Annotated in this window: 23 protein-coding genes and 1 pseudogene; 12 read left to right on the forward strand and 12 right to left on the reverse strand. The window is 66.9% G+C overall.

Features of this window, described 5'->3' with window-relative positions; all coding sequences use genetic code 11:
* Complete coding sequence (gene mnmD, locus D466_RS21075) at nt 1-1,932, reverse strand: tRNA (5-methylaminomethyl-2-thiouridine)(34)-methyltransferase MnmD (protein ID WP_018913207.1); 1,932 nt, start codon at nt 1,930-1,932, stop codon at nt 1-3.
* The gene (locus tag D466_RS0108070; RefSeq protein WP_081629881.1) at nt 1,929-2,585 is read right to left on the reverse strand and encodes a 5-formyltetrahydrofolate cyclo-ligase; all 657 of its coding nucleotides are present in this window, start codon (nt 2,583-2,585) and stop codon (nt 1,929-1,931) included. Before D466_RS0108070 ends, mnmD begins: the two co-directional genes overlap by 4 nt.
* On the opposite strand from D466_RS0108070, the gene D466_RS21080 reads away from it, so the two are divergent.
* The 3 genes from D466_RS21080 (at nt 2,559) to D466_RS0108085 (ending at nt 7,932) form a co-directional block, all read left to right on the forward strand.
* Nucleotides 2,559-4,793, forward strand: a complete 2,235-nt coding sequence (locus D466_RS21080) for a lytic transglycosylase domain-containing protein (protein WP_196803448.1) — start codon at nt 2,559-2,561, stop codon at nt 4,791-4,793. The genes D466_RS0108070 and D466_RS21080 overlap by 27 nt on opposite strands.
* 53 nt (nt 4,794-4,846) lie before the next feature.
* The gene (locus D466_RS0108080) at nt 4,847-5,836 is read left to right on the forward strand and encodes a complex I NDUFA9 subunit family protein (RefSeq protein ID WP_018913210.1); all 990 of its coding nucleotides are present in this window, start codon (nt 4,847-4,849) and stop codon (nt 5,834-5,836) included.
* Nucleotides 5,837-5,934: 98 nt separating this feature from the next.
* Nucleotides 5,935-7,932 carry an ATP-dependent helicase gene (locus D466_RS0108085; RefSeq protein WP_018913211.1) on the forward strand — a complete coding sequence of 666 codons (1,998 nt, stop codon included), beginning with the start codon at nt 5,935-5,937 and terminating at the stop codon, nt 7,930-7,932.
* A 119-nt stretch (nt 7,933-8,051) separates the two neighbouring features.
* On the opposite strand, the gene D466_RS0108090 is transcribed toward D466_RS0108085, so the two are convergent.
* The 7 genes from D466_RS0108090 to D466_RS0108110 form a co-directional block, all read right to left on the reverse strand.
* On the reverse strand, nt 8,052-9,461 hold the full coding sequence (locus D466_RS0108090) for a DUF2130 domain-containing protein (protein ID WP_018913212.1): 1,410 nt from the start codon (nt 9,459-9,461) through the stop codon (nt 8,052-8,054).
* A 526-nt stretch (nt 9,462-9,987) separates the two neighbouring features.
* Complete coding sequence (locus D466_RS23240) at nt 9,988-10,200, reverse strand: KTSC domain-containing protein (RefSeq protein ID WP_018913213.1); 213 nt, start codon at nt 10,198-10,200, stop codon at nt 9,988-9,990.
* A gap of 20 nt (nt 10,201-10,220) precedes the next feature.
* The gene (locus D466_RS23245) at nt 10,221-12,080 is read right to left on the reverse strand and encodes an ATP-binding protein (RefSeq protein WP_196803449.1); all 1,860 of its coding nucleotides are present in this window, start codon (nt 12,078-12,080) and stop codon (nt 10,221-10,223) included.
* A 25-nt stretch (nt 12,081-12,105) separates the two neighbouring features.
* Entirely contained in the window at nt 12,106-13,419 is a 1,314-nt protein-coding gene (locus D466_RS23250; RefSeq protein ID WP_081629883.1) for an SIR2 family protein, read from the reverse strand.
* A gap of 18 nt (nt 13,420-13,437) precedes the next feature.
* Nucleotides 13,438-14,847, reverse strand: a complete 1,410-nt coding sequence (locus tag D466_RS0108100; protein WP_018913214.1) for a DUF2130 domain-containing protein — start codon at nt 14,845-14,847, stop codon at nt 13,438-13,440.
* 2 nt (nt 14,848-14,849) lie between these two features.
* Entirely contained in the window at nt 14,850-16,730 is a 1,881-nt protein-coding gene (locus D466_RS0108105) for an ATP-dependent endonuclease (RefSeq protein WP_018913215.1), read from the reverse strand.
* Nucleotides 16,731-17,320: 590 nt separating this feature from the next.
* Nucleotides 17,321-18,592 carry a hypothetical protein gene (locus tag D466_RS0108110; RefSeq protein WP_156004121.1) on the reverse strand — a complete coding sequence of 424 codons (1,272 nt, stop codon included), beginning with the start codon at nt 18,590-18,592 and terminating at the stop codon, nt 17,321-17,323.
* 241 nt (nt 18,593-18,833) lie between these two features.
* Between D466_RS0108110 and D466_RS0108115 the strand changes: the two genes are divergently transcribed.
* Together D466_RS0108115 and D466_RS0108120 are read left to right on the forward strand one after the other, a co-directional pair.
* Nucleotides 18,834-19,121 carry a DUF6516 family protein gene (locus D466_RS0108115; protein ID WP_231385680.1) on the forward strand — a complete coding sequence of 96 codons (288 nt, stop codon included), beginning with the start codon at nt 18,834-18,836 and terminating at the stop codon, nt 19,119-19,121.
* Nucleotides 19,118-19,486 (forward strand): hypothetical protein, encoded by a 369-nt coding sequence (locus D466_RS0108120; protein ID WP_018913218.1) that lies wholly within the window; start codon nt 19,118-19,120, stop codon nt 19,484-19,486. The genes D466_RS0108115 and D466_RS0108120 overlap by 4 nt, the downstream gene beginning before the upstream one ends.
* 100 nt (nt 19,487-19,586) lie before the next feature.
* On the opposite strand, the pseudogene D466_RS24740 reads toward D466_RS0108120, so the two are convergent.
* Nucleotides 19,587-19,853 (reverse strand): annotated as a pseudogene (locus tag D466_RS24740) (type II toxin-antitoxin system ParD family antitoxin); the annotation flags it as partial.
* A gap of 248 nt (nt 19,854-20,101) precedes the next feature.
* Here D466_RS24740 and D466_RS24435 point away from each other — a divergent pair.
* Together D466_RS24435 and D466_RS0108130 are read left to right on the forward strand one after the other, a co-directional pair.
* Nucleotides 20,102-20,314, forward strand: coding sequence for a hypothetical protein (locus tag D466_RS24435; protein ID WP_051083708.1), 213 nt, complete (start codon nt 20,102-20,104; stop codon nt 20,312-20,314).
* A gap of 283 nt (nt 20,315-20,597) precedes the next feature.
* Nucleotides 20,598-20,882, forward strand: coding sequence for a ribbon-helix-helix protein, CopG family (locus tag D466_RS0108130; RefSeq protein WP_018913219.1), 285 nt, complete (start codon nt 20,598-20,600; stop codon nt 20,880-20,882).
* A gap of 138 nt (nt 20,883-21,020) precedes the next feature.
* On the opposite strand, the gene D466_RS0108140 is transcribed toward D466_RS0108130, so the two are convergent.
* Nucleotides 21,021-21,290: an acylphosphatase gene (locus D466_RS0108140; protein ID WP_018913221.1), complete on the reverse strand. Its 270-nt coding sequence runs from the start codon at nt 21,288-21,290 to the stop codon at nt 21,021-21,023.
* Nucleotides 21,287-22,300: a 16S rRNA (cytidine(1402)-2'-O)-methyltransferase gene (gene rsmI / locus D466_RS21090; protein ID WP_018913222.1), complete on the reverse strand. Its 1,014-nt coding sequence runs from the start codon at nt 22,298-22,300 to the stop codon at nt 21,287-21,289. Before rsmI ends, D466_RS0108140 begins: the two co-directional genes overlap by 4 nt.
* Before the next feature lie 42 nt (nt 22,301-22,342).
* Between rsmI and D466_RS0108150 the strand changes: the two genes are divergently transcribed.
* The 5 genes from D466_RS0108150 to nhaA all read left to right on the forward strand — a co-directional run bounded on the left by D466_RS0108150 (nt 22,343) and on the right by nhaA (nt 26,073).
* Entirely contained in the window at nt 22,343-22,798 is a 456-nt protein-coding gene (locus D466_RS0108150) for a YraN family protein (protein ID WP_018913223.1), read from the forward strand.
* Between the two features lie 130 nt (nt 22,799-22,928).
* Nucleotides 22,929-23,528, forward strand: coding sequence for a phosphoheptose isomerase (locus D466_RS0108155; RefSeq protein WP_018913224.1), 600 nt, complete (start codon nt 22,929-22,931; stop codon nt 23,526-23,528).
* Nucleotides 23,525-24,241, forward strand: coding sequence for a BON domain-containing protein (locus D466_RS21095; protein ID WP_018913225.1), 717 nt, complete (start codon nt 23,525-23,527; stop codon nt 24,239-24,241). The genes D466_RS0108155 and D466_RS21095 overlap by 4 nt, the downstream gene beginning before the upstream one ends.
* Nucleotides 24,242-24,332: 91 nt before the next feature.
* Nucleotides 24,333-24,872: an inorganic diphosphatase gene (gene ppa / locus D466_RS0108165; RefSeq protein WP_018913226.1), complete on the forward strand. Its 540-nt coding sequence runs from the start codon at nt 24,333-24,335 to the stop codon at nt 24,870-24,872.
* Nucleotides 24,873-24,891: 19 nt separating this feature from the next.
* Nucleotides 24,892-26,073, forward strand: a complete 1,182-nt coding sequence (gene nhaA / locus D466_RS0108170) for a Na+/H+ antiporter NhaA (protein ID WP_018913227.1) — start codon at nt 24,892-24,894, stop codon at nt 26,071-26,073.
* Nucleotides 26,074-26,114 lie beyond the last annotated feature (41 nt).

A 26,114-nucleotide genomic window follows, 5' to 3' on the forward strand; every position in this document is an offset into this window, starting at 1 on the left:
TCAGGTTTCTCCGCGCCGGGCGCTAAAACGCCCCGGCGCCAGCGCATCCATCAGATCGCGTTCCAGCGGCGCAGGTTCGCCCTCGAGTTCGCCGGCGATGATTTCGGCGGCCAGCGCCGACAGCAGCAGGCCCCGCGAGCCCATGCCCAGCGACAAGTACAGCCCTGGCGGGCAGTCGCCCTGCGCTCCGGCCCAGCGCCCCGCCAGCGGCAGCCGGTCGGCGCCCCCGGTTCGCTCCCCCCGGAAACCCAGCGCGCCGGCGGGCAGGGCCCGCGGCCAGCCCGGGGCCGCGCACCACTCCTGCAACCCCGCGCCCACATGCTGCCAGGCCTGCTCCGCCGACCACGCGGGCTGGCCCGCGTGCTCGTGCGTGGCGCCCACGAACAGCCAGCGCTGCGCCGGGTCCAGGCCACGCGCCGCGACCGCCGCCGGCGGCAGCGGCAGCGCGTAGGCCGAGCCCATCACCCCGCAGCGCAAGCCGCGCAGGGTCTCCAGTTCGCCCGCCGCCACCACGAAACCCTGACCGGACTGGGTACGCAACAAGGGCTTGCGCGAGGCCTCCAGCAGGCCGCTGGCGCGCAGCAGGCGCTCGCCGTCGCCGGCGCAGGCCAGCACGCACACCCGCGCGCGTTCCAGCTCCTGGCCCCGCGCGTCCAGCGCCAGCCACTCGCCACTCGCCGCGTCGAAACCCAGCGCGTGCACCGCGCAGGGCGTCCGCAGCTCGATGCCCGGCTGCCGCAGCCAGGCGGCACACAGCGCGCCCGCGGCCACGGCGCCGCCGGCCGTCCACCAGGCCGCCGGCGCCTCGGGCAGGCCGGCCGCGGCCGCGCAGGCGTCGGCCTCGGCGGCCCGCAGGCATTGCGGCGGCCAGTCCGCGGCGTGCCCGGCCAGTTTGGCCAGGCGCGCGTGAGCGGCCGACATCCACACGCCGTCGCCGGCCTGCAACTGGGCCGGCTGTTCCTCCAGCGTCTGGCGAAGCCAGGCCAGCCCGGCGCGGGTCAGGCGAGCCAGGCCCTCGCCGGCGGCGGCCGGCCGCAGGTGCGCCAGGCCGGCGGGCAGGCCGGACGCCCCGGCCGCCACGCCCTGGGCATCCAGCACGCGCACCCTCCATCCGCGCCGGGCCAGCGCGCGCGCCGCGGCCGCGCCGGCCAGGCCGGCTCCGATCACCAGCGCCGTGCCGGGCCCGGGGCCCGGCGCACGCGCCCGGGTCGAGGCCGGCTGGCGCAACTCGGCCTCCAGGCGCTGCGGCTTGCCGCCGTAGCCCGGCGCCTTGCGCGCCTCGAAGCCGGCCGCGCACAGGTGCTCGCGCACCGCGCCGGCCACCGTGTAGCTGGCCGCGCGGGCCCCGGGCCGGCACAGCGCCGCCACCTGCGCCAGCAGTTCGGGGCTCCACATGCGCGGGTTGCGCGAGGGCGCGAAGCCGTCCAGGTACACGGCGTCGGCGCCCAGTTCCAGCCGCGCCAGCATGTCGGCGGCGTCGCCGAAGGCCAGCAGCAGGCGCACGCGGCCGGCGTCCAGCCACACCGGATGCAGTCCCTGCATCGCCGGCGGCCAGCGCTCGGCAAGCTGCCGCGCCAGCTCGTGCCACCTCGGGTCGGCGCATTCGCGCAGCAGCTCCTCGGCGGGCAGGGGGTGCAGTTCCAGGGCCACGTAGTGCAGCAGATCGGGGCGCCGGGGGTCGTCGCGCCAGGCCTGCCACGTCGCCAGAAAATTCGTGCCCAGGCCGAAGCCCGTTTCCAGCACCACGAACTGCCGGCGCCCGCTCCAGCGCGCATCCTCGCCCAGCAGGCCGCAGCCGCGCAGGAACACCTCGCGCGCCTGGCCCGCCGCGCCGGCCCGGCTGGCGTAGACGTCGCCGTAGCGCGCGCTGTAGGGCTCTCCGTCCGCGCTGCGCTGCAGGGCCTCGGCGCGGACCTCCGGTTCCCCGCTCATCGGGGCGAGGGCGCGCGCAGGTAGCGCCGGCTTTCCGTGAGCACGATGTCCAGCGGGCGGTCGTGGGGCTGCGCGGCCAGGCCCTCGACGTGGCAGGCGTCGAAAGCCACGCCGATGCACAGCACGCGCGGGCGGTGCTGCAGGTAGCGGTCGTAGTAGCCGCCGCCGTAGCCCAGGCGCAGGCCGTCGGCGGCGAAACCCACGCAGGGCACCAGCAGCGCGTCGGGTTCGAGTTCCAGCCCGCAGTCCGCCGGCTCCTCGATGCCGTAGGGGCCCGCGCGCAGCGCCTGCCCGGGCGCCCATGCGCAAAAGCGCATGGCGCGCTCGGCGCGCTGCACCACGGGAAGCGCGATGCGCCAGGGCCAGCCCAGCTCCGCGCCCACCCGCGCCAGCACCCGCAGCGCGTCGTATTCATTGCGGCTGGCGCAATAGGCGCCGATGCACCGGGCCTGCAGGCCGCGCAATTCGCGGTCTAGCGCGGTGTCCAGCGCGGCTTCGCGTTGCGCGCGTTGCGGCAACTCGTCGCGCTTGCGCAAGAGCGCCTCGCGCAACCGGGCGCGTGGGAGGCCCGCGGCGTCATGCGCAGAGGGTGTTCCAAAGACCATGCTCAAGCTAAGCTTGGGGTTATGAAGTTCGTCGAACGGGTTGTGCATATTGTGCTCGCAACGATCTGGAGAGCCCGGCCGCAAGGCCCGGGCCGCGGGCCGCGCTCCCTGTCGCGGGTGCTGAGCCTGGGCTTGCTGCTGGGCGCCGTGCCGGGCCTGGCGGCGGCGCAGTCCCCGGCGCGCCTCTCGGCCTCCCTCCCGGCGACCCTCCCGGCGGCCTCGGCCTCCACGCCGGCCTCCTTCGCCGCGCCGGCCGCGACGCCTTCCTCCTCCGTACCCGGCTCGCGCTCGCCCACGCAGGCCGCCGCCGCGTCCGCGCCGGTGCCGCGCGTGCCTCCGCCCCCGCCGGCGCTGGCCCCGGGCGCGGCCGAACTCGCGACCCAGGCCTGGCTGGGCTTCCAGCAGGGCGATCCGGCGCCGGCCACCGCCGCGCTGCCGGCCCTGCGCGGCACGCTGCTCGAGCCCTGGATCGCCTACTGGGCCCTGGAGCCGCGCCTGCACACCTCCACCCAGCAGGACATCGACACCTTCGCCAAGGCCTGGCCGGACAGCCTGCCGCTGCAGCGCCTGCGCTCGCAATGGCTGTTCGAACTGGCCCGCCGCAAGGACTGGGCCGGCTACCTCGGCGCCTACGCCGCCTACGACGGCGACAACGCCCAGTTGCAGTGCCTGCAGGCGCAGGCCCGTTTCGAGACCGCCGCCGACAACACGGCACCCAAGGTGCTCGCGCTGTGGAGCCAGGAGCCCTCCGGGGGGACAGGCTGCGACAGCGCGGCCAAGGCCTTGCTGGGCGCCGGGCTCATCGGCGAGGAAGCGCTGTGGGGGCGGTTGAGGGGATTTTTCGCGGACGGGCGCGCGCGCGCCGCCTTGCCGTTCCTCAGTAGCCTGCCGGATCCGCAGGCCAAGGGCGTGCGCCGCGCCGTCGACGACCCGCTGGGCGTGATGCTCGACGCCGCGCGCAGCGGCGTTCCCACCGACACCGTGCAGCGCCGCGTGCTGGTGCTCGCCTTGTTCAACATGGCCCACCAGGACCCGCAGCAGACCATGCGCCTGCTCGGCGGCAGCCTGCGCGGGCTGCGCGCCGACCTGCGCGCCGCCATCGCCTGGCGCGCCGCGCGCGCGGCCTCGGTGCAGTTGCTGCCGGGCGCGGCCGAGCTGTTCCGCCAGGCGCTGCGCATCGACCCCGCCTGGCAAGCCGATCCCGAAAGCTGGAAATGGTGCCTGCGCGCCGCCCTGCGCGAGTCGCGCTGGGGCCTGGTGAAACAGGCCACGCAGGCGCTGCTGCGCGACGGCAAGGCCGGCGACCTCGCCGAGGCCACCTACTGGCGCGCGGTGGCGCTGAACGCCACCGGCGAGAGCCGCAAGGCGCGCGAACTGTGGCGCGGCCTGGCCGAGCCCTGGAGCTATTACGGCCAGCTGGCCACCGAGGCCCTGGGCCGCCCGGTGCGCGTGCCCGAGCAGGCGCCCATGCCACCCGACATGCGCCTGGTGTACGCCCAGGCCGCGCGCGACCCCGTGCGCGAGGCCCTGCTGCTGTACCGGGTGCAGGCCTATGCCCCGGCCGCCTGGCAGTGGCGCGCCGCGCTGGACGGCGCCGGCGACGCGCAATGGCACGCGGCGGCCCAACTGGCCTGCGACCAGCGTGCCTGGCTGCTGTGCATCTCCGCCAGCGAGCGCATGCAGGGCAGCGTGGACTGGGCCCAGCGCTACGTCATGCCCTTCCGCGCGCAGGTGGCGCAGGCCTCGCGCAGCACCGGGGTCAGCGAAGCCTTCGTGTACGGCATCATGCGCCAGGAATCACGCTTCGCCGCGGGCATTCGCTCCTGGGCCGGCGCCGACGGCCTCATGCAATTGATGCCCGCCACGGCGCGCTGGGTGGCGCGCAAGACCGGGATGGACGGCTTCCAGGCCGGGCAGGTGAACGACGTGGGCACCAACGTCACCCTCGGCGCGGCCTACCTGGGCATGCTGCTGCAACGCTTCGACGGTTCCCAGGCCATGGCGGCCGCCGGCTACAACGCCGGCCCCGGGCGCCCGGCGCGCTGGCGCGGCATGCCGCTGCCCGATCAGCAGGCGCTGGACGGCGCGGTGTTCACCGAAAGCATCCCCGTGGAACAGACCCGCGACTACGTCAAGCGCGTGCTGGCCAACGCGACGGTCTATTCCGCGCTGCTCGGAGGTGATCCGCAGTCCCTAGAATCGCGTCTGGCCCTGGCTGCGCCGACGCGAATCTCCGCCACGCAGCCGATGCCCTGAGAGGGCCAGCGCCTGTCGGCGGCGGCCCGGCCCTTCCGCAACGAGTTCCAGGTATGCAAGACATCGTCGTATTCGGTGGTTCGGGATTCATCGGCACGCAAGTGGTGGCGCGCCTGAGCGCGGCGGGCTGCCGCGTGCTGGTGCCCACGCGCCGGCGCGAACGCGCCAAGCACCTGCTGCCGCTTCCCACCGTGGATCTGGTGCAGATCGACACCTTCGACAGCGCCACGCTGCGCCGCCTGGTGCAGGGGCGCGGCGCCGTGGTCAACCTGGTGGGCATCCTGCACGGGCGCCGCGGGCGCCCCTACGGGGCCGATTTCGCGCGCGCCCACGTGCGCCTGCCGCAAAAACTCGCCCAGGCCTGCGCCGAAACCGGCGTGCGGCGCTTCGTGCACATGAGTGCGCTGGGCGCCGACAGCCACGGCCCCTCCATGTACCTGCGCTCCAAGGGCGACGGCGAGGCCGCCGTGCGCGCCGAGGAAGCGGGCCTGCAATGGACCATCCTGCGCCCCTCGGTGGTGTTCGGCGAGGACGACGACTTCCTCAACCTGTTCGCCCGGCTGCAGCGCCATCTGCCCTTCGTGCTGCTGGGCGGAGCCTCGCAGCGCTTCGCGCCGGTGTACGTGGGCGACCTCGCGCAAGCGGTGGTCTCCTCGCTGATCGGCCCGCAGGCCCGCGCCACGGTGGGGCGCATCTACGAACTCGGCGGCCCGCAGGTGAGCACGCTGCGCGAGCTAGTGCGCGCCGCCGGCGTCTGGGCGGGCGTGAACCACGGGCGCGGCCGCCCCATCGTGGGCCTGCCCCACGCCCTGGCCGCGCCGCTGGCCGCACTGCTGGAACTGGCCCCCGGCGGCCCGCTGATGAGCCGCGACAATCTGGACTCGATGCGCGTGCCCAGCGTTCCGGACGGCAAGCTTCCCGGTTTCGCGCCGGAACTCGGCGTGGCCCATCCCGCCAGCGCCGAGGCCCTGGCCCCGGCCTGGCTGCGCCACCTGGGCCCGCAGACCGAATACGACACCCTGCGCAGCCACGCCGGGCGCTGAGCCCGGCGCGGCCGCGCCTCCCCATTCCCCCCCCCATCCGGCCGGGCGCCCCGCGCGGGCGCGCAGGCCGGGTCTTTGGTTTTCCGGAAGTCCTCAAGATGCTCAATGCCGCCCAGGAACGCGCCGTGGCCCATCTCGGCGGTCCCTGCCTGGTGATCGCCGGCGCCGGCAGCGGCAAGACGCGCGTGATCACCCACAAGATCGGGCGCCTGCTGCGCGCCGGCTACGAGCCCTCGCAGATCGCCGCCATCACCTTCACCAACAAGGCCGCGGCCGAGATGCGCGAGCGCGCCCGCGACCTGCTCGACGACCGCAAGGCCGCCAAGCAGCTGGTCATTTCCACCTTCCACGCGCTGGGCGTGCGCATCCTGCGCGAGGACGGCCAGGCCCTGGGCCTCAAGCAGCAGTTCTCCATCCTGGACAGCGACGACGTCGCCTCGCTGCTGCGCGAGGCCGGCGGCACCACCGAGATCAAGCAGGCGCGCGCCTGGGCCTGGCGCATCAGCCAGTGGAAAAGCGCGCTGCTGGACCCGCGCCAGGCGGCCGCGCAGGCGCGCGACCCCGAGGACGTGCAGGCCGCCAAGGTCTGGGAGCGCTACAACGAGTCGCTCGCCGCCTACCAGGCCGTGGACTTCGACGACCTCATGGTGCTGCCCCTGCGCCTGCTGCGCGACCACGAGGACGTGCGCGAGCGCTGGAACCAGCGCCTGCGCTACGTGCTGGTGGACGAATACCAGGACACCAGCGACGCCCAGTACCAGCTGCTGCGCCTGCTCGTGGGAACCAACGGCCGCTTCACCGCGGTGGGCGACGACGACCAGAGCATCTACGGCTGGCGCGGAGCCACGCTGGACAACCTGCGGCGCCTGCCCGAGGACTACCCGAACCTGGAAATCATCAAGCTGGAGCAGAACTACCGCTCGACCAACGCCATCCTGCGCGCCGCCAACGCGGTCATCGCCTCCAACCCCAAGATCTACCCCAAGCGCCTGTGGAGCGAGCACGGGGAGGGCGACCCGGTGGAGGTGCGCGAGGCCGACAGCGACGAGGACGAAGCCGAGCGAATCGTCGCGCGCCTGCAGGCGCTGCGCGGCGGGCGCGGCTGCCAATGGTCCGACGTGGCCGTGCTGTACCGCGCCAACCACCAGTCGCGCCCCATCGAGCAGGCGCTGCGGCGGGCCAACATTCCCTACGCCGTCAGCGGCGGGCAGAGCTTTTTCGAGCGCGCCGAGATCAAGGACGTGTGCTCCTACCTGCGCCTGCTCGCCAACCCCGACGACGACCCCGCCTTCCTGCGCGCGGTGAGCACGCCCAAGCGCGGCATCGGCGCCACCACCCTGAAAAGCCTGGGCGCCTTCGCCTCGCAATGGAAGGTCTCCATGTTCGAGGCCCTGTTCCGCGACGCCGTGGTGGCCGCGGTGGGCGCGCGCCAGGCCGATTCCCTGCGCGAGTTCGCGCGCCTGATGCACGACATCGACTGGCGCGAGCGCACCGCCCCCGCCGGCGAACTGCTGCGCGAGCTGCTGGAGAGCATCGGCTTCGAGGCCTACCTGCGCGACAACTCCGACAACGAGCGCGAGGCCACCCAGCGCCTGAGCAACGTGAACGACTTCTGCGACTGGATCGCCCGCAAGGCGCAGGAGGACAACGTCGGCCTCAAGCGCATCGCGCAGACCGTGGCGCTGATCACCCAGCTGGCCGAGCGCGGCAGGCAGCAGGACGCCGTCACCCTCTCCACGCTGCACGCCGCCAAGGGCCTGGAGTGGCCTCACGTCTGGCTGGCCGGCTGCGACGAAGGCATCCTGCCGCTGTACACCGACGACCGCCCGCTGACCGACAGCGGCCTGGAGGAGGAGCGGCGCCTGATGTACGTGGGCGTCACCCGCGCGCGCCAGACCCTGAGCCTGAGCCACTGCCGCAAGCGCCGCCCCGCCGGACGCGGCGGCAAGACCTACGAGCCCAGCCGCTTCCTGGCCGAGCTGCGCGCCGAACTCCCCAAGACCGACGGCCGCGCCCAGGCCCTGGCCCGCCTGCAGGCCATGCGCAAGCGGCTGGGCAGCAACGAGGCCGCGCCGGAGGCGGAAGCGGCGCCGTGAGTGGCGCCGGCCGCGAGGCTGGCCACCCGACAGTAGCCGCCCCCGCGAGTTGCTGGCCTGATCAGGCGCCCAATCCCATCCGCTTCCAGCACGCCGGAGTGCCGGAACCCTGAGCGGATTCAGTCGGCATCAGGATCCGCCGGATTCCTGATCTCGGCGAACTTGGCCGCCATGGTCGGGTTGCCGCGCGTGAGCTTCTTGATCGTCACGTCCTGGGCCTTGTCGTTGGCAAGGCGCAGGTTGCGGTCGGTGCCGAGCAAGGCCTCCTTGGTCTTCTGCAGGTGATCGATCGATTTGTCGATCTCTTCGATGGCCGTCTGGAAGCGCCTCGATGCCAGGTCGTAGTTCTTCGCGAATGCCGCCTTGAAGGTTTCGAGGCCTTCCTCGAAATGCGTGATGTCGATGTTCTGCGCCTTGACCAGCGCCAACTCGGTCTTGAACTGGAGCGAGTTCATCGCCGCGTTGCGCAGCAGGGTGATGATCGGCAGAAAGAACTGCGGCCGGATCACGTACATCTTCGGATAGCGGTGGAACACGTCGACGATGCCCGCGTTGTAGAGATCGCTGTCGGGCTCGAGCAGGGAGACCAGCACCGCGTACTCGCAGCCCTTCTCCGTGCGATCCTTGTCGAGTTCCTTCAGGAAGTCCTCGTTCCGGTTCTTCGTCGCGGTGCGATCACTCTCGTTCTTCATCTCGAACATGATCGAGACGATCTCGATGCCCGCCTCGTCGGAGTCGCGGAAGATGTAGTCGCCCTTGCTCCCCGTGCGTGCGTCGTTGTCCTTCTCGAAGTACGCGCGCGGGAAGGCCATCGCGCGGATGCGGTTGAATTCCGTCTCGCAGTGCTGTTCAAGGGTCTCGCCCACCATCTTGGTCGACAAGCGGGCCTTCATGTCACGCAGGCGCTCGATGGCGTCATCGCGATCCTTGAGCTGCGTCTCGTACTTTTCCTTGAGCGAGTTCGCGACGAGCTGCCTCTCCAGCTTGGCGCGCTCCAGGTCGCTTCTCAGTTCGTCCCGCTCCCTCTCGAGTGCACTCCTCGCCTCGGTGATCGCCAGCTTCTGCTGCAGCCCGACAGCGTCCAGCTTCGCCTTGAGGTCCTGGATCTGCTCATCCTTGGCGGCGGCTGTCTTCTGGAGTTCGCCCTCGAATCGCGACTCTGCCAACCTGGCGGAGGTCAGCTTGTCGTGCCGGGCCTGCTGGAGCTCGTTGGCCAGCGCGTCGCGCTGCTTCTCAACGGCGCTGAGGGCCTCCGCCACGGCTAGCTTGCGTGCGACCTCGCCGGCATCCAGCCGGGCTTTCATCTCCTGAAGCTCGGCGTCCTTGGCCGCGGCAGTCCGCTGCATCTCGCTGGCGACCTTGGTCGTGGCCAGCTCGACGGCATTGCGCTTGTCCTGCTCGGCCAGTTCAAGCCGCTCATGCAACTGCTGCTCGAACTCGCCGTCGCGAACCTGCTTCAGGATGTCCGCGTACCCGGCTTCGTCAATCTTGAAGGCTTTGCCGCAATGCGGGCAGATGATTTCATGCATCGATACGGCTCCTTGCACCTTTCATCGAAGACGGATGGCATTCTTCGCCTGTGGCTGCCGGCGCATGTTACGGCCCGTCGCGTGAAGTGGATCCGTCGAAGAGATCTTGCCAAGCCACCGGCTAAGCGCTGAGCCAGGCCCAATGACTCCCCTTCGGCCAAAGCAGGCGCTGGCCGCCGTCTGGGCCGGCGGCGGCAATGCGCGAAGCAGCGGCCGCCGAGCTTGCTGGCAACCAGAGCGGCTGCCTCTAGCGTCCGCGAGTTGGTGCATTTACCCTAACAACCGGAAAGGCTCCAGTTACGAGTGCCGACTTAAGGGGGAGCTTATGACTGGATGGAGACGAGCCGACAACTTGCAGCGGCGTAGTGCAGCGAATGACAGGGCGCAGAGAGTTGCGCCATGAATTTTGCTTTCGCCCGCCACGTTGGAGGGGCTATGCCGAACCGTGCCGTGATCAACATTCGACAAGTCCAATTGTCATGGGCGCAATAATCCAAGCAGTGAGCCTCACCACTGTGCCCGCTAATCACAGCTTCACAAATGAATATCGCTTTTTTTTGATGTTGGCGTGAAGATACTTCCCCTTGGAATCTGCGTTCATGATTCCATCGTGTTCGCTAGAAGGCACGCCGGAATACTGGTAGACCGATCCGTCATTGAACTCGATCTCAAGTATCTGGTTGTCCTCATCGTAGCCGATGGAGGCGATGTTGCTTGAGCTGACTGGCGTGCGTTCCACGATCGTTTCTCCTGATTCAGTTAGGGTGTCGGGTCCGTTGGTGCAGTTGTACCTGCGTCCGGGTCTTGCGTGCGCCACGCCTCCACAAGAGGCTTGTAATTCTCATTTTGCACGGATTCCGTCCAGCCACCGCTTCGTATGCGCTTCCCGGCTGGGTCTTTGGGAACGACGACCATCGGATCGTCACTGTCTGGGCGCCGGCCCTCGCTAGGCCGATCAATGATCGCCCTGATTGGCATGTTAACCGCTTCTCCGACCACCAGCGCCTCACCGGTGCGTAGTACCGGCAACATTGAAAACAATCCTTTGAGGTTGTCTGAAGCGCAAGAAGTGACCTGCGAACGATCCGAGTCGTTCGTTAGCCGCATTGCTATGATGGTGCCGCACTGAGACAAAATCGTGGGATCAACTTCGGCGGGGCGTTGGCTAACTAGCATCAAGCCAACACCGTACTTTCGTCCTTCCTTTGCGATACGTCGTGCGGCATTTGCTGCACGGCTTTTCGACTGTGCTCCCAGATATACATGCGCCTCCTCCAGCGCGATCATCAGCGGCCTTTGCCGGCCGCCCTCGGGTTTCTGTCGTCCCCAAAATACGGCATCGTAGAGAATGCGAAGCACGGCTCCGACGAGATCGTCAACAACCGAAGTGGGAATTCCTGAGAGGTCGAAGACAGAGATTGGAGAGTCTGCGCCTATCCACTCTGCAAGTAGTGCATCAAGGTCTGCGGAAGTTGAGTTGTCCTTGGCGACGGACCATTTGCCTGGGCGAAAGAGGAACTGCATCCGAGGATCGCGGAGCTTGCTTTCCAAGACGTCCAAGTGCGAGCGCGGCATGTCGGTGTAAAGGCCGGCGTAGACTTTGTCGGTATCGTTCTTGTCGTCCTTGAGTGCTCGAAACCGTGGCCGCTCAAGCTTGTCCGCATCCCCGACCATCTTCGCAGGGGGCGCGCCTTCCTCGGCGTAGGCGCGCGTGTTCTCGCTCTGGTTCTGGTTCTTGCTAACACTGTGACTCGCGCAATGCAGCGAGTACAAGTCATGCCAGAGTTGATAAACAGAGAATGGCAGCGGTGTGTCGATTGTCACCGAGAGGTCGGGCAATACGTGAGCAACACCGCCAGCTTTGGATGCTTTCTTGCTCGCAAGCAGTCTCTCTTGCAGCAATGTCAGCGGAGTTGAGGTGACGGACCCCATCGACATCGAAATGAATTCTTCGGCTGTCAATGCCCAGAACGGCACGTGCAGCTCACGCTCTCCGGCTTGGGTATCCGCGCCGACTCTGAAGACTCTGGCTAGGTCACCAAATGCCTTTCCATACTCGCCGTGAAGGTCAAACAACACGACGCGGGCTGATTTGAAGCGGTCCCGATTCGAGACGGCGCCGAGCAAATTTGCAACCGCATTGGACTTTCCGGCGCCGGTGCTTCCGACGACCGCAGAATGACGACTGACGAGCCGATTCAAGTCAAGATAAGCACGAATCGACTCGGCACTGGCAACTCGGCCAATAGCAACGTACCCGTCTTCGTCGCCTGGAGCGTAAACGGTCTTGAGGTCAGACTCGGTGACTACGTGAACCGTGTCCCCGATGGATGGGTATTGAGCTATGCCTCGCTCAAACTTCGTGCCTCGACGCCCTTGGCCGACAAGTTCCACACGAAGCCACCGATTGCCGAACTGCGGAGCAAGCTCGGGGGGGCCAGGCGCGGCTCCTGCACCAACTTGGGAGATCACCCCGAAGAGGTCAACATAGCCGGAGGGGATGCGAACGAACCCGCCAACTTGGCCGACTTGGTACGCCTCTCCGTTAACAAAAAGGAGTCCTCCCGGAGTATTCTCTTCGAGTTTTACACTGATACTCGATCCATCAACATTCTCCACGGTGCCGAGCCGAGAAGGGGCCAAGTTAGACGAAGACGTGTGCATCGGAAGGTCCCCCACCGTAAAGTTGCTCCAAGAACAGTCCGAAGTAATGAAAATCTCCGAGGCGGCAGCGTAGTACTCGATCTTTCGGATCGACGCCCGCGGCGGATTCCTCGGTCAACCACGGCGAGTTTTCATCGCCACCCGTAATTCCGGGGCGATATCGTCCAGCACGTGTTCCCACCACTGCCCCGTCTGAGGCGAGTACGGTCAGATTGCTTTGCTTCGATGCGTATTCGACGACCCGGGGATGTGCGTCGAGACTGGAGTACATCAGGGCAAAGCACTGGGCGTTGCGGTTGCCGCGCAGGCCATCGAGCAGGATTTCATTCAGGTGGTCGTCGAGGAACGAATAGCCGCAGACGATTAACCGAGGCGCATCTTTACCATGAAAGAAAGCCCGCAAACGATCGAGCATCGCCAAGTACGGCATGCGACGGCTTTGGTCGTACTTCAAGTGTGATGGATAGATCATCACCTTTCCCGCCGCAGCGGCACGGGTGACCCGAACGATGCGTGTCACCATCGTCGCGTTCACGGTCTCCTCGTTCTTTTCCCAGTTAATCGAACCGTGGAGTTTCCAGAGCCGCGTCCAGCGATTGGGAATCGCATCGTGTTCGATCGAAGAAAGATCGAACCAGGGTTCACGCGACCCGACAAATCCGTCGAAGTGTGGCAGTGGATGCTGCTCAAGAGCCTGCTCAAAGAGTAGGTCGTAGTTGGGCGTGAAAATCTCCACAGGCCAATCTCGCTGGACGCCGCCGATCCACGAGGCAAAACGATTGTAAGAGTTTCGATAGGTCGGGAGACTCTTGCTGATCTCGTTGGCGATCAGCGTGCAAATCGCCTCATCGAGATCAATAAGGTTCTTTTTTTTCATCCCGAGGATTTCTGCGTTCCCTCGGCGATTGGCCAATGCCCGGAGTTCTGTCAGAACGTCCTCGACTGTTGGCTCTTTTCCATCAAACGGTTTGCACTCTCCACACATCGCGTCCCAATGTGTCTTGAACTTGGAAGTGGCGCCCGGTGCGCTGTCGATGGCTTGCAATGCATTGGCGACCCGTTGGGTCAATTCGATGACAGCGGGAATGAGTACGACGCTATTCTCACCAGCCGCGTCGTAAACCCCGAGAGGGCAGCCTGCACCAAGAAAGCAACCGAGGCGTTGCTTGTCGTCCTGAAGAACTTGACGGAGATTCCTTGCCTGCTGAGCGGCATCGTGGAGTTGCGGCAGTGCCGGCGCGGGAGGCGCGGTTTCAGTGGCCGATGCGGCGCCCGAGGTTGGTCCGGTTGTCATCGTGGCAACTCTCCTTGGTCAGGCCGGGTCAGCAGCGTCTGGGCCTTTAAGTTCCGCGAACTTTGCGGCCATTGTCGGATTGCCGCGGGTCAGCCGCTTGATCGTTAGGTCCTCTGCCTTGTCGTTGGCGAGTCGTAGATTGTTCGCCGACTTGTGCAGCGCCTCCTTCGTCTTCTCCAGATCCTTGATCGCCTCGTCGATCCGCTTGATGGCCTCGACGAAGCCTTCAGAGGCAAGTCGCCAGTTCCGACCGAAAGCCGTCTTTAAGTCGTCGATCTGCCTCTCGAAGTTCGTGATGTCGATGTTCTGCGACCTGACCAGCGGAAGCTCGGTCTTGTGCTGCAGCGAGTTCTGGGTGGCGTTGCGAAGCAGCGTGATGGCCGGAATGAAGAACTGCGGCCGGACCACATACATCTTCGGTTGCCGATGAGAGACATCGATGATCCCGGTGTTGTAGAGCTCGCTGTCGGGCTCCAGAAGTGAAACGAGCACAGCGTATTCGCAGCCTTTTTCGACACAGTCCCCGTCGAGTTCCTTCAGGAAGTGCTCGTTTTTCTTCTTAGTGGCAGTCTCGTCGCTCTCGTTCTTCATCTCGAACATGATCGAGACGACCTCGGTGCCCGCTTCGTCCGCGTCGCGGAAGATGAAGTCACCTTTGCTGCCGGTGCGCGCGTCGTTGTCCTTTTCGAAGTACGCTCTCGGAAAAGCCGTGGCCCGGATGCGGTTGAATTCGGTCTCGCAGTGCTGCTCAAGGGCTTCACCGACCATCTTGGTTGGCAGCCGCGCCTTGATATCCCGAAGTCGCTCGATCGCATCATCGCGATCCTTGATTTGCGTCTCGTACTTGTCCTTCAGGGACTTTTCAGCGAGTTGCTTCTCAAGGAGCACTCGTTCCAAGCCGCTCTTCAGCTCGTCTCGCTCCTTCTCCACCGCGCTGACGGACTCTGCAATTGCAAGCTTACGAGCAACCTCGCCGGCTCCGAGCCTTGCCTTCAAGTCTTGTATCTCCGCGTCCTTCGTCGCAGCGGCTCGCTGCAGCTCGTTGGCGAGCTTCGCGTCCGCCAGCTGGGCAGCGGCTTGCTTGTCGTGCTTGGCCTGCTTGAGTTCGTTGGCGAGCGCATCACGCTCCCTTTCTAAGGCGCTCAGTGCCTCGGCCACTGCAAGCCTCCGCGCGACCTCACCTGCCTCGATCTTGGCCTGGAGATCCCGGATCACACCGTCCTTGGCCGCGGTAGCCTTCTGCATTTCGGCCGCGACCTTCGTCTGGGCCAGCTCGACAGCGCTCCTCTTGTCCTGCTCGGCCAATGCAAGCCGCTCGTGCAACTGCTGCTCGAACTCGCTTTCGCGAACCTGCTTCAGGATGTCCGCGTATCCTGCCTCGTCGATCTTGAATGCTTTCCCGCAATGCGGGCAAATGATCTCGTGCATGTCTATGCTCCTCCGGCCTTCGCCAGAATCTGCTTGAGAAGATCTGGGGCCGCTCCCTTCGCCTCAAGCGTTGCTGTCCGGTAGGCGTACTGATTCTTTGAGAGCTGGATTCCGGCAGCGGCCTCAATCGCCGCACAGGACGTCACCCACTCCGTCCAGTTGGACTCAAGGTAGCTCTCAAGGTGGTCGCTTAGAGTCGCTACACGGTCGCCCACCTGTTCTGATGGGAAATCAACCTCGGTCTCGCCGAGGTACTTCAAGAGCCGACGGTTCTCCGTCGAGAACTTCGTGCGCTCGCCTTCTATGGCGCTCTGAGTCTTACCTACGGCTTTGGCACGCGCCTCGAAGCCACTATCTCCATCGAAGAGCACGTAGGTCGGAATCCCAAGACTCACAAGGATGGCATGAGCAAGCGGGATTCCACCCTTGCCGCCCGCCGAGACTATTGACAGCCCCTGGGATTCGAGCCGACCCACGGCATCCCGATCGCCGATTCCGTAGAACACGGCCGCCTCCGTATCCCCTTCGACCAGTAGCGCACGCGCCGCGAACAGCGTGACTGCGAGCCGATTCGTGACAATGCCATCCAGTTGACGGGCAACTTGGTCAGCATCAACCGTCCCGCTGAGCTTCGCCTTTACTTCGGCGACCGTGGCGAAGTGGACGGCAACTGCGGGGTTCTTGTCGGCCGATCGAGTCAGCCTTCTGACTTGATCAAAGTGGCGAGCCTCCAGGAAGTATGGGCTGTGTGTCGCGTAGGTCACTTGAATGCGCTTGCCAGCGTCTTCGGCAAGCGCCCGGAGCACCTTTGCAAAGGCCTGGGCTTGGATCGGGTGCTGGAAGAGCTCTGGTTCCTCAATCGCCAAGCAGATGATGCCCTCTGACGAAGCCGCACCCGACTGTGCCAGGAGCTGCAGCGCGGAGATCAAAAGCGTGCGTTGAAAGCCATGCCCTTGTCGCTCGACGACAGTCTCGGTTGTTCCGTCCAGCACAGCCACGTCGAACGTCGTGCGAGGAGCCTTGAGTTCCACCTCGGCCGGAGATACCGTGACAGCCCGGCCCGGGGCATAGGATCCGACGACTTCATTGAGCTGCGTAGTAATGGCATCGAGTTGCGCCTTGAACTTCTCCTCGTAGACTTGTTGCTGCTTAGCGCGCGACTCCTCGACAATCTTTGCGATCTCGTCATCGGCGGCTGCGCGATCGACCGAACGCTCAAGGATTCGGCCAATGATGCTCGACTTGCCGTCGATCGACTCCTCACTTGCCCGAAGGTCTGCGGTGACGAGGACGAAGTCAAAGAGGCCACTCATCTTGCCGCCGCTGTTGAAACCGAAGAAGTTGGTCTGTAGTGCTTCTGGGGCATCGACCAGCTGATCGGTGTGTGAGGACTCCCAGGCCGTCATCGCCTGCTCCACCGCTGCCCCAGTGTTGGCAACCGGAAGATTCAACTCCGCCCGGCTGCTGCGAAGCGCAGCGTACAAATCCTTCTTCGCCGCCGCACTGCCCGCTGCCTTGATCGCATTGAACTCTGGAAGACCTTTCGCATTCGCGGAAAGTACCTCAGCACCATCGGGCGACCGACGCTTCCATGCCGTGAAGTTGGCAACGACGTCCGGCGCGTACTTGCCAAGTGCTTCGCGGTCCTTGTTGGTCAGATCAGTGAAGCCAACCTGAACCTCGATGTTCTCGGTAGTCGCGCCGAACGAACAATCCTTCTCTGTGAGAGAGCCTGGCTTGCCGTTGAAGAACCAGTCAAGCGCGCGAAGCACAGTTGACTTGCCGGCACCATTCGGCCCGATGAACGTCGTGACGGAATCGAAAGGAATGGTGACGTCACTCAACGTGCGGAAGTTCGTGATCCGAACTGACTGAATCTTCATTGCTGTTCTGGCCTCCCTTGATGGACCGCTCGTACTCGGACATGGCGATGCGCGAGCTGGCCCGATGATTTCTGCGACCGCGGTCAATAGCCTGATTCGCCTGCGCAACAACTACGTTTCTCGACCACAAGCATTGTGGATGGCCTCCTAGTGTTCTGTCCCGCTAATAACTGGCATTTCGTTCGCGTGCCGGCGAGGGCCCCGCAGGCGCCGAACCCTTCGGGCTGGGCCGTATCGGGGCCCATGCTGCGTTGCGGCCACGGGGCCAGGCGTGCAGCCTGGACCCGCACCCGCGCCTTGCCTGGGCCCCGATACGGCCCAGCGAAATGACAGTTATTAGCGGGACAGGACACTAGGGGGGAGGCACACAACCGTCATTGCATCGTCTTCGCTGCCGACCTTGACGGCGAGTTGCCGAACGTCGGCGCTCTCGGTTGGTGTCGGACGGCGCTGCATCGTGACCTGCCTCTAGGCCGAATCGGGTGAGAGTCCGTTCAGGCCGATTTGCAGCCTCTGAAAAAGGTGGCTATCGCCGCCTCCCGTTCCGTATCGCGTTGGCGTGAAGCCTGGCTTGAGCGATTTGCCCAGGATCACGAAGAGATCTCCCAAGGATTGTCGCCTCCTGATTCGGCGCCAAATCCTCTATCACTGTGGAACACGAAAGAACTACGGAAGGCGACGTCCAGCGTGTAATCCGAGAGGGACGCCGCCCGCGCACTTGGCAAATCAAACGCGCGCTCGTAATACCTGGCCAGTGCTCGTCTGGCGATGGGGTAGTCCTGCTGGATCGCGTCGTAGATCTGGCGATAGGCCTTCCCTTGGATGGACCAGAGGCGCAGGCCTGCGTCCACTTCATCCCTGGAGTTGTAGGGGGTGGATTGCATGGCCCAGGGCCGCAGTGCCACGGCTAGCCAGATGGCGCGTGCGTCGTCTCGTAGATGCAAAGTCGATTGCAACTCTCCGTCCTGGTCGCCGGAACCGAGTGTGCTGTCCAGCAAGGCCGCCAGGCGCCGGACCGGAGGGGGTAGCAGGTGGTCCGCTGGGTAGGGGGTGAAATCGCCATCGGCCGTTACATGCGGGCGGAAGCGGACCTTGCATTGCTGCTTGAAACCTGAGGGGGCGATGCGGAAGATGGTCCATGCGCTCCAACTCTTGGAGTAGTCGGAGCGAATGATGGCGAGGGTTTCCGACGCTGTGTCCCGCAACACGGTCATCGGAAAGTAGGAGACAAGCGCGGTGCTCGTGGCGTCGCGCTGGAAGCCGGCTCCGAAGCCTGGAAGCTCGTACATCGATTGCAGCACTGCCCGCAGAGTCGTCCCCTGCGGCTGAAGCACCGCGAAGTAGTTGTTGGCCTTCCAGCTCTGGTTCCTGAAGGTCAATGCAAGGCGCCAGCCGGCGTTGCGCTCGGTCTGCCGATAACCGGCGTTCTTGAAAAAGGATGCCGGCTGGCCCGGTACGTCGGAGGAGGGCGAGCGCGAGGCGATCGGGGTGAACACCTGTGCGTCGGCGACGATGTCCGACATGGAGTCGGCCGTGGCCGGATACGCGATCAACTCGAAGTCGTGCGCCTTGCCGTTCACGCTCACGGGGTGCAGATCGGGGCCGGCCGCGAAATACACCGAGCGGGCCAGCGTGAGCGCGTCGCGGCAGGCGGGCTCCGCCGCGTGGCCTTCCAGCCAGGGCTGACCGTGTGCGCCGGGAAGGCGGTTGGGGCGGGGCGCCGGCCAAGGCTGGCCGGCGTTGGCGAGGCTGCCGGTTGCCGCGCACAGCCAGAGGGCGGCGAGCACGCCCAGGAGACGCGTGACGTAGCGCAGCGGTGGCGCTGCCACGGCTCTGCCTGCCCAGTGCTGGTTCTTGACCATCTCCCCCCTCGCCGTGTTGCGCATTGGCTCGAGTCCATGCGCACTTCTGCCGAGATCCGCCGAATTGCTGACAACAAGAATGGCTGAATCTAGAGGATTCCGGGACTTCGTTGGCGAATGTTTCGAGTGGACACAGATGTCAGCCGCAGATGCGAGCGGGGCTTGGCGCAACCCGCAGATTTCGCAAGCCAAACCCACGCCGGAGATATGGTGTTTGACGCCATAACGCGGTTATGATTTGATGGTCGGCATGCCTGCTGTCGCACTCCTGCATGAAAAGCGTGCCTTCGGCCGTGGCTTCGTTCAGATCGTCGTGTGGGCCTTGACCGAGCCGGTCCCCCCATCGGAGCATCGGTTCAAGTACCGGATGGTCTACGTCGTCGATGGCGTGCGCATCGTGGGCTACGACAACGAGCGCGGCAAGGGAGATCATCGGCATCTGGGCAATCGCCAAACGGGCTATGTCTTCCACGATGTCCCGACTCTCGTCGAAGATTTCTGGGCAGACGTCAAGGAGGCTGCGAGATGAACATCCTGCACATTCGCGTCGGAGATCCGATGGCTGCCACGCTCGATCGTGCCAAGGCCACGATGCAGGCCATCGAGCGTGGAGAGAGGCCGTTCCCCTATTTTGGAATCGGCTTCGATTCCCTGCCGCAGTTCTTCGGCGTGTTCACGCCGCGGCGCTGGGAATTGGTTTCGCGTTTGCGTCAGGATGGGCCGTTGACGGTCGCCGAGTTGGCTCGCCGGCTTGGCCGGAACTACAAGAACGTCCATGACGATGTCGTCGCACTGATGCAATGGGACACGATCCGTCGACGAGAAGACCGTCGCGTCTTCGTGCCATGGGATGAGATCGATCTGCGCCTGCCGTTGATCCAGCACGCCGCATGAATGTCGACAGCCACCGCTGGCGAGGCCGCGGAGGCGATGCAGCGATACAAGTCAACGAGTTGTTGCTGTGCCTCCGGGCTGAAAACGACTCCGTGCAGCCTCGTTCCTTGGCCTGTTCCTCGGCCAGGCGCGCGCGCACCTGAGCGGATGTCACGGCGCGGGAGGGATCGGCCTTCAGGGCGTCGGAAGCTGGGCCGACCTGCTCCTGCAGCCAGAGCCCGATCGCACGATCACGCGCAAGCAGTGCACGCAGGCCGTCGCGAATCACTCCGCTTTCGCTGGCGTACTCACCGCTGCGCACCTTGTCCCTGACCGCATCCGCCATCTCGGTGGGCAGCGTGATGCTCATCTGCTGGGTCGCTCGCATGCCAACCCCTTACGCGCAAGGAGGATTCAATCCTGCTCTCGAAGCGGCCCCAGCGCGAAATGACCGCAAGCGATGTAAGGGCGCACTTCCGCCTTGGCTTCCCCGAGGGCACAGTCGTGGGGTATGGGTCCGCTGACCGGGCGGCCTGACTTGCTGAGCGGGTAGAGCGCAGATGCGCGAGTTGCTGGCCCTGTCGGGGGCGCAACGGAACCTTTCCGCGAAGGACGGCGCCTACCAGGGGAGTTGCAATGATTGCCAAACGGAAGGCGAGGAGCCGGATTCTCGAGGCCGTCCATGAGACAGCCGTGGATCTGCACCGCCTGGGCATCATCGACATGCGCACCCCGCAAAAGTTCGATTCGATATGCCTCATGCCGATCCAGCGGTGCGACCACCGAGGAGATTCCGACGCTGCGCGAGCGCGTCAATCGGAGCGAGACGACGACCTGAGCGACCGCTGAGCACATGGTGGCCGTCAGGGCCACAAGCAGGGCCAAATGTTCGTTCACGCCGAGGTGCCTTCATGGACGATGCCTACGAGTCCGGCGACGCCGGGTACATCGAAACGCGTGAGGTAGTGCTGCGGTGGCGCCGCCTGCCGAGTGTTGATCCAGCACGCCGCATGACTCTGCACCGCAGCCGCTTGGCGCATGTCGCCTCCCGGGACCTTGGCGGGGTCAATGTTCCGCGAGTAGCACGTTTGTGCGACCCTTGGGCGATCCATGCGCGGATATTGAAGGCCCCATGAGCACGACGACCATTCGGCTCGACGAACAACTCAAGGCCCGACTTGCCGCGGCCGCCGAACGTGCGGGCACGACGGCCCATGTCTTCATTCTGGAGGCCATCGAACGGAGCATCGAGCAATCCGAAATCGAGGACGCATTTCATCGGGTTGCGGAGCAACGCTGGGTGAGCTTGCTCGCCGGCGGGAAATCCATCGCTTGGGACGAGGCCAGCGCCTATGTCGCGGCATGCGCGCGCGGTGAACGTCCTCGCAAGCCGGCCGCGCGTCCACTCAAGCGATGACGACGATGGCGCGCATCGAGCTGGCCCCCGAAGTTCTGCGGGACTTCGACCGTTTCCTCGACCATCTCGCTCTTGCGGTGGTCGGGGCTACGAGACGGCACCCGCGTCCGTAGGCCCCCGATGGCACTTTGCGGAGCTTCAGCGCACCCGAAAGCCCGGCGGGCAGTCATCCGCCGGGGCGTCCTCCGAACGTACCGAGTCCACCCGCGCGGCGGGTGGGCCGTGCTGCAGCCAGCGCAGCAGGGCGTCCAGCGCCTGCTCGTCGCCGCAGGCTAGCACCTCGACGCTGCCGTCGGGCAGGTTGCGGGCGTAGCCGCGCAGGCCCAGGGCTTCGGCCTGGGCGCGGGTGTAGGCGCGGAAGGCCACGCCCTGCACACGGCCGCTGATCCAGGCGCGCTTGCACGTCATGGCGCGTCGCCGTGGTTGGCTGCGGGCTCGTCGGTCTCGCCGCGGCCGGGTTGATCCAGCAGCCAGCGGTACAGGGCGCGGCGGTCGGCGCCGGTCATTTCGGCCACCACCGCGCAGGCGCGCGAGGCGGGAAGTTCGCGCGCCAGGCGCAGGGCCCATTGCAGGGCCTGTTCGGGAAGCGCCCCAGCCTCGCCGGGGGGCGCGGGTTCGAGGATGAGCACGAACTCGCCCTGGGCGTGGTGGGGGTCGGCGTGCAGCCAGCGCAGCAGGTCCTCGGCGCTGCCTTCGACGAAGGTCTCGAACTGCTTGGTCAATTCCTTGGCCAGCACCAGGCGGCGCTGGGGCGCGAGTTCGCCGAGAGCTTCCAGGCTGGCGTGGATGCGGTGGGGGGTCTCGAAGCACACGACGGCGCGCGGGCTGTTGAGCAGGCGGGTGTAGAAGTCGGTGCGCTGGCCCTGGGTGGCCGGCACGTAGCCGGCGAATACGTAGCCTTCGTCCAGCTCCAGCCCGCAGGCGCTGAGCGCCGTGGTCACCGCGCTGGGGCCGGGCAGCGCCAGCACCGGGTGTCCGGCGGCGCGCGCGGCGCGCGCCAGCGCGGCGCCGGGGTCGCGGATGGCGGGGGTGCCGGCATCGCTGACGAAGGCCACGCGGCGCCCCTCGTTCAGGTGGCGCAGCACCTGCTGCGCGGCGGCCTGCTCGCGGTGGCGGTCGGCGCGCAGCAGGGGCAGTTCCAGGCCCCAGGCGCGCAGCAGGCGTTGCGCGGCGCGCGTGTCCTCGGCGGCGACGACGTCGCAGCGCTGCAGCAGCGCCAGCGTGCGCAGACCCACGTCGGCGAGGTTGCCGATGGGCGTGGCCACCATGAGCAGGCAGGCCGTGGGGATTTGCTGCGAGGCACACAATGCACGGGCCGCGGTCAAGGCCATGCGCGTCGCGTCGGCCCCTTGCGGTGCGCTGGGTTCGGCGGGGGTTTGCGCGGAATCCGGCGCTTCGGGCGGCGTGGTCTGGGGCATCGGAAAGGCGCTCGGGCGGCTGCGGAGGAAGGGGATGGAGCGGTGCGGGGAGATGGGTGGGGTGGCCACGAGGGCGGCCGCAAGGGCGGGCAGGGCGGGGGCGCCAGGCAGGGCGGCGGAGATCCTGTTCAGCCGGCTTCGCGCCAACTGCTCGGGCAGCAGGCCGAGGACGCCGCCTGCCGGCACCTGCGCCGCGCCGGGCTGCGGGTGTTGCGGCGCAATTATCGCGTGCGCGGCGGCGAGGTCGACATCGTTGCCTGCGACGGCCGGGCGCTGGTGTTCGTGGAGGTGCGCTGCCGCAGGCACGCGGGCTGGGGCGGCGCGGCCGCCAGCGTGGATGCCCGCAAGCGCGCGCGCATCGTGCTGGCCGCGCGGCATTACCTGGCCTGCGCCGGCGCGGCCTGGGCCGAGGCGCAGTGCCGCTTCGACGTGGTGGCCATCGACGGCGCCCGGCTGTGCTGGATCCGCGGCGCCTTCGATGCGATGGGCTGTATCTAGCAGGGCTGGGAGCGCGAACTTCCGCCTTGTCATCGGTCTGGGGACGGAAACGTGGAAAAATGCGCGGATCAGGACGGCCCCGAGGCCGCGCCCAGTATTGTCAGGAACCCTCCGTCACGGAACCCAGCCGATGCTCGAGTCCAGAATCCGTCAACATTTCGAGGAAAGCGCGCAGCTCAAGCTGCGCGCCGCCGATCTGCTCGCCGAGCCCGTGGCGCAGGCCATCGGCGCCATCGCCAATGCGCTGAGCAACGGCGCGAAGGTGCTGGCCTGCGGCAACGGCGGCTCGGCCGCCGACGCGCAGCACTTCTCCGCGGAGCTGGTGGGGCGCTTCGAGCGCGAGCGGCCCGAGCTGGCCGCGGTCGCGCTGAGCACCGACAGTTCCATCCTTACCGCCGTGGCCAACGACTACGGCTTCGACCAGATCTTCGCCCGCCAGGTGCGTGCGCTCGGCCAGCCCGGCGACGTGCTGCTGGCCATCAGCACCAGCGGAAGTTCACCCAACGTCATCGAGGCCGTCCGAGCGGCCCAGGAGCGCGACATGCTGATCGTCGCGCTCAGCGGCAAGGGGGGAGGCAAGCTGAGCGCCTTGCTCAGCGACGTCGACGTGCACCTGTGCGTGCCGCACGATCGCACCGCTCGCATCCAGGAGGTGCACCTGCTGCTGTTGCACTGCATCTGCGACGGCGTCGACTGGACCTTGATGGGCAACCCGGAGGAATCGACATGATGCAACGCATGCAAGGCAATGGCAGTACCCCTGGCAGCGGCCGCGGCCGCGTCGCGGCCCGCCGCGCGGGCTGGCTGCTGGCCACGGTGCTGGCCGCCAGCCAGCTGCAGGGCTGTTTCGTGCTGGGCGCCGCCGCCGTCGGAGGCACCGCGATGGTGGCCACCGACCGGCGCACGGCCGGCTCCCAGCTGGAGGACAAGAACATCCAGCTCACCGCTTCGGGCCGCATCAGCGACCTGCTGGCGGGTGCCGGCAACGTGAACGTGGACTGCTACAACCAGCAGGTGCTGCTGACCGGCCAGGTGCCCACCGAGGCCGACAAGGTGCAGGCGCAGAACATCGTGGCGGGCATCGCCAACGTGAAGTCGGTGGCCAACCAGCTGGTGGTGGGGCCGAACTCCTCGCTGGGCCAGCAGGCCAACGACACCTACCTCACCTCCAAGGTGCGCGCCACCTTCATCGACGACTCCCAGCTGTACTCGCAGGCCTTCCAGATCACCACCTCGGGCGGCATCGTGTACCTGCAGGGCATCGTCACGCCGGAGGAGGCCCAGCGGGCGTCCGACGACGCATCAAGGGTGTCCGGCGTCAAGAAGGTGGTGACTCTGTTCACTATGATTAGCTCCCAGCAGTTGCAAACCCAGTACAAGAACACCTCGCAGACTCCCGTCACCCCGCCCGGCTCCGCGCCGGTGCAGCCCGCCAAGCCCTGAGGGCCGTAGCGGCCGGGGCTCGTGACGGGCCCCGGCATTGCCGGACAGCGCGGGTGGCGGAAGGATTTTCCCAACCAGAGGTCGAACTCCGATGAGTCTGCTCCATGTGAATGCCGGCAAGAGCCTGCCCGACGATTTCAACGTCGTCATCGAGATCCCGGCCGGCGCGCCGCCGGTCAAGTACGAAGTCGACAAGGCCAGCGGCGCGCTGTTCGTCGACCGCTTCATGGCCACGGCGATGCACTACCCGTGCAACTACGGCTACATCCCCCAGACCCTGTCGGAAGACGGCGATCCGGTGGACGTGCTGGTGGTCACGCCGATCCCGCTGGTGCACGGCTGCGTGGTGCGCTGCCGCCCGGTGGGCATGCTGAAGATGACCGACGAAGCCGGCCCCGACGCCAAGCTGATCGCCGTGCCGGTGGAAAAGCTGCTGCCGGTGTACCGCAACATCCGCACACCCGAGGACCTGGCCCCGGAGCTGCTGCGCCAGATCGAGCATTTCTTCAACCACTACAAGGACCTCGAGGCCGGCAAGTGGGTGAAGACCGAAGGCTGGGCCGGCATCGACGCCGCCCGTGCCGAGATCAACGCCAGCGCCCAGCGCTACGCGCAGGTCGACCGCGGCTGAGCGCGCTTCGAAGCGCCGCATGAGCCAGGCAGGCAGCGCTGACGGCCCGGTGGACGCCGGCGCGCGCGCCGGCGTGGTGCTGGCCGCCGCGGCGCTGCTGGGCATGGTGCTCAGCAACAGCGCGCTGGCCGCGTCCTGGCACGCGCTGCTGGATGCCCGCTGGGGCTTCTCGCTGGGGCCCGTGCATCTGGCGGAGAGCAACCTGCGCTGGATCAACGACGCGCTGATGGCGTTGTTCTTCCTGCAGGTGGGCATCGAGATCAAGCGTGAATGGCTGTTCGGCGCGCTGGCCGACCGCCGCGCCCGCGTGCTGCCGGTGGCGGCCGCGCTGGGCGGCATGCTGGTGCCGGCGCTGGTGTTCGTGGCCATCAATGCCTCGCGCCCGGGCAACCTGTCCGGCTGGGCGGTACCGGCGGCCACCGACATCGCCTTCGCGCTGGGCCTGATGGCCTTGTTCGCGCGCGGGCTGCCGGCGCGCGCCAGGGTGTTCCTGACGGCGGTGGCGGTGCTCGACGACCTGGGCGCGGTGATGATCATCGCCGCCTTCTACACGGCGCAGTTGTCCGGGCCGATGCTCGGCCTGGCCGTCGCCACGGTGATCGCGATGGCGCTGCTGAACAGTTTCGGCGTGCTGCGAGCCTGGCCTTATCTGCTGCTGGGCCTGCTGCTGTGGTGGTGGGTGCTGCATTCGGGCGTGCATCCGACCGTGGCCGGGGTGCTCACCGGCGTGCTGCTGCCGCAGCAGCGCACCGGCGGTGCGGGAAGGCGCGTGGAGCACGCGCTGGCGCCCTTCGTCAGCTGGGGCGTGCTGCCGCTGTTCGCGCTGGCCAACGCCGGCATCGAACTGCACGGCTCGTTGTACGAGCTGCTGCGCAGCCCCGTCACCTGGGGCGTCGCGCTGGGCCTGTTGCTGGGCAAGCCGGCGGGCATCCTGGTCGGCGTGTTCGCGGCCTCGCGCGCGGCGGGCGGCCTGCCGGCGGGCTACAGCTGGCGCCTGATGCTGGCGCTGGCGGGCTTTTGCGGGGTGGGCTTCACGATGTCCCTGTTCATCGCCGACCTGGCCTGGCCCGACGGCGCGGCCGCCTTCGATGCCGCGCGCATGGGGGTGCTGCTGGGCACGCTGCTGGCGGTGCTCGCCGGCAGCGTGGTGGCGCAGCGCCTGTACCCGCGCGGGCAGGCGGGCAGGCGCGCGCAGCCCTGAGCCGGGCGCCGGGCGTTTTTCGCGACGCGGCGTTCCGGTGG

This window comes from Thiomonas sp. FB-6, from assembly GCF_000377645.1.
Classification (GTDB): domain Bacteria; phylum Pseudomonadota; class Gammaproteobacteria; order Burkholderiales; family Burkholderiaceae_C; genus Thiomonas_A.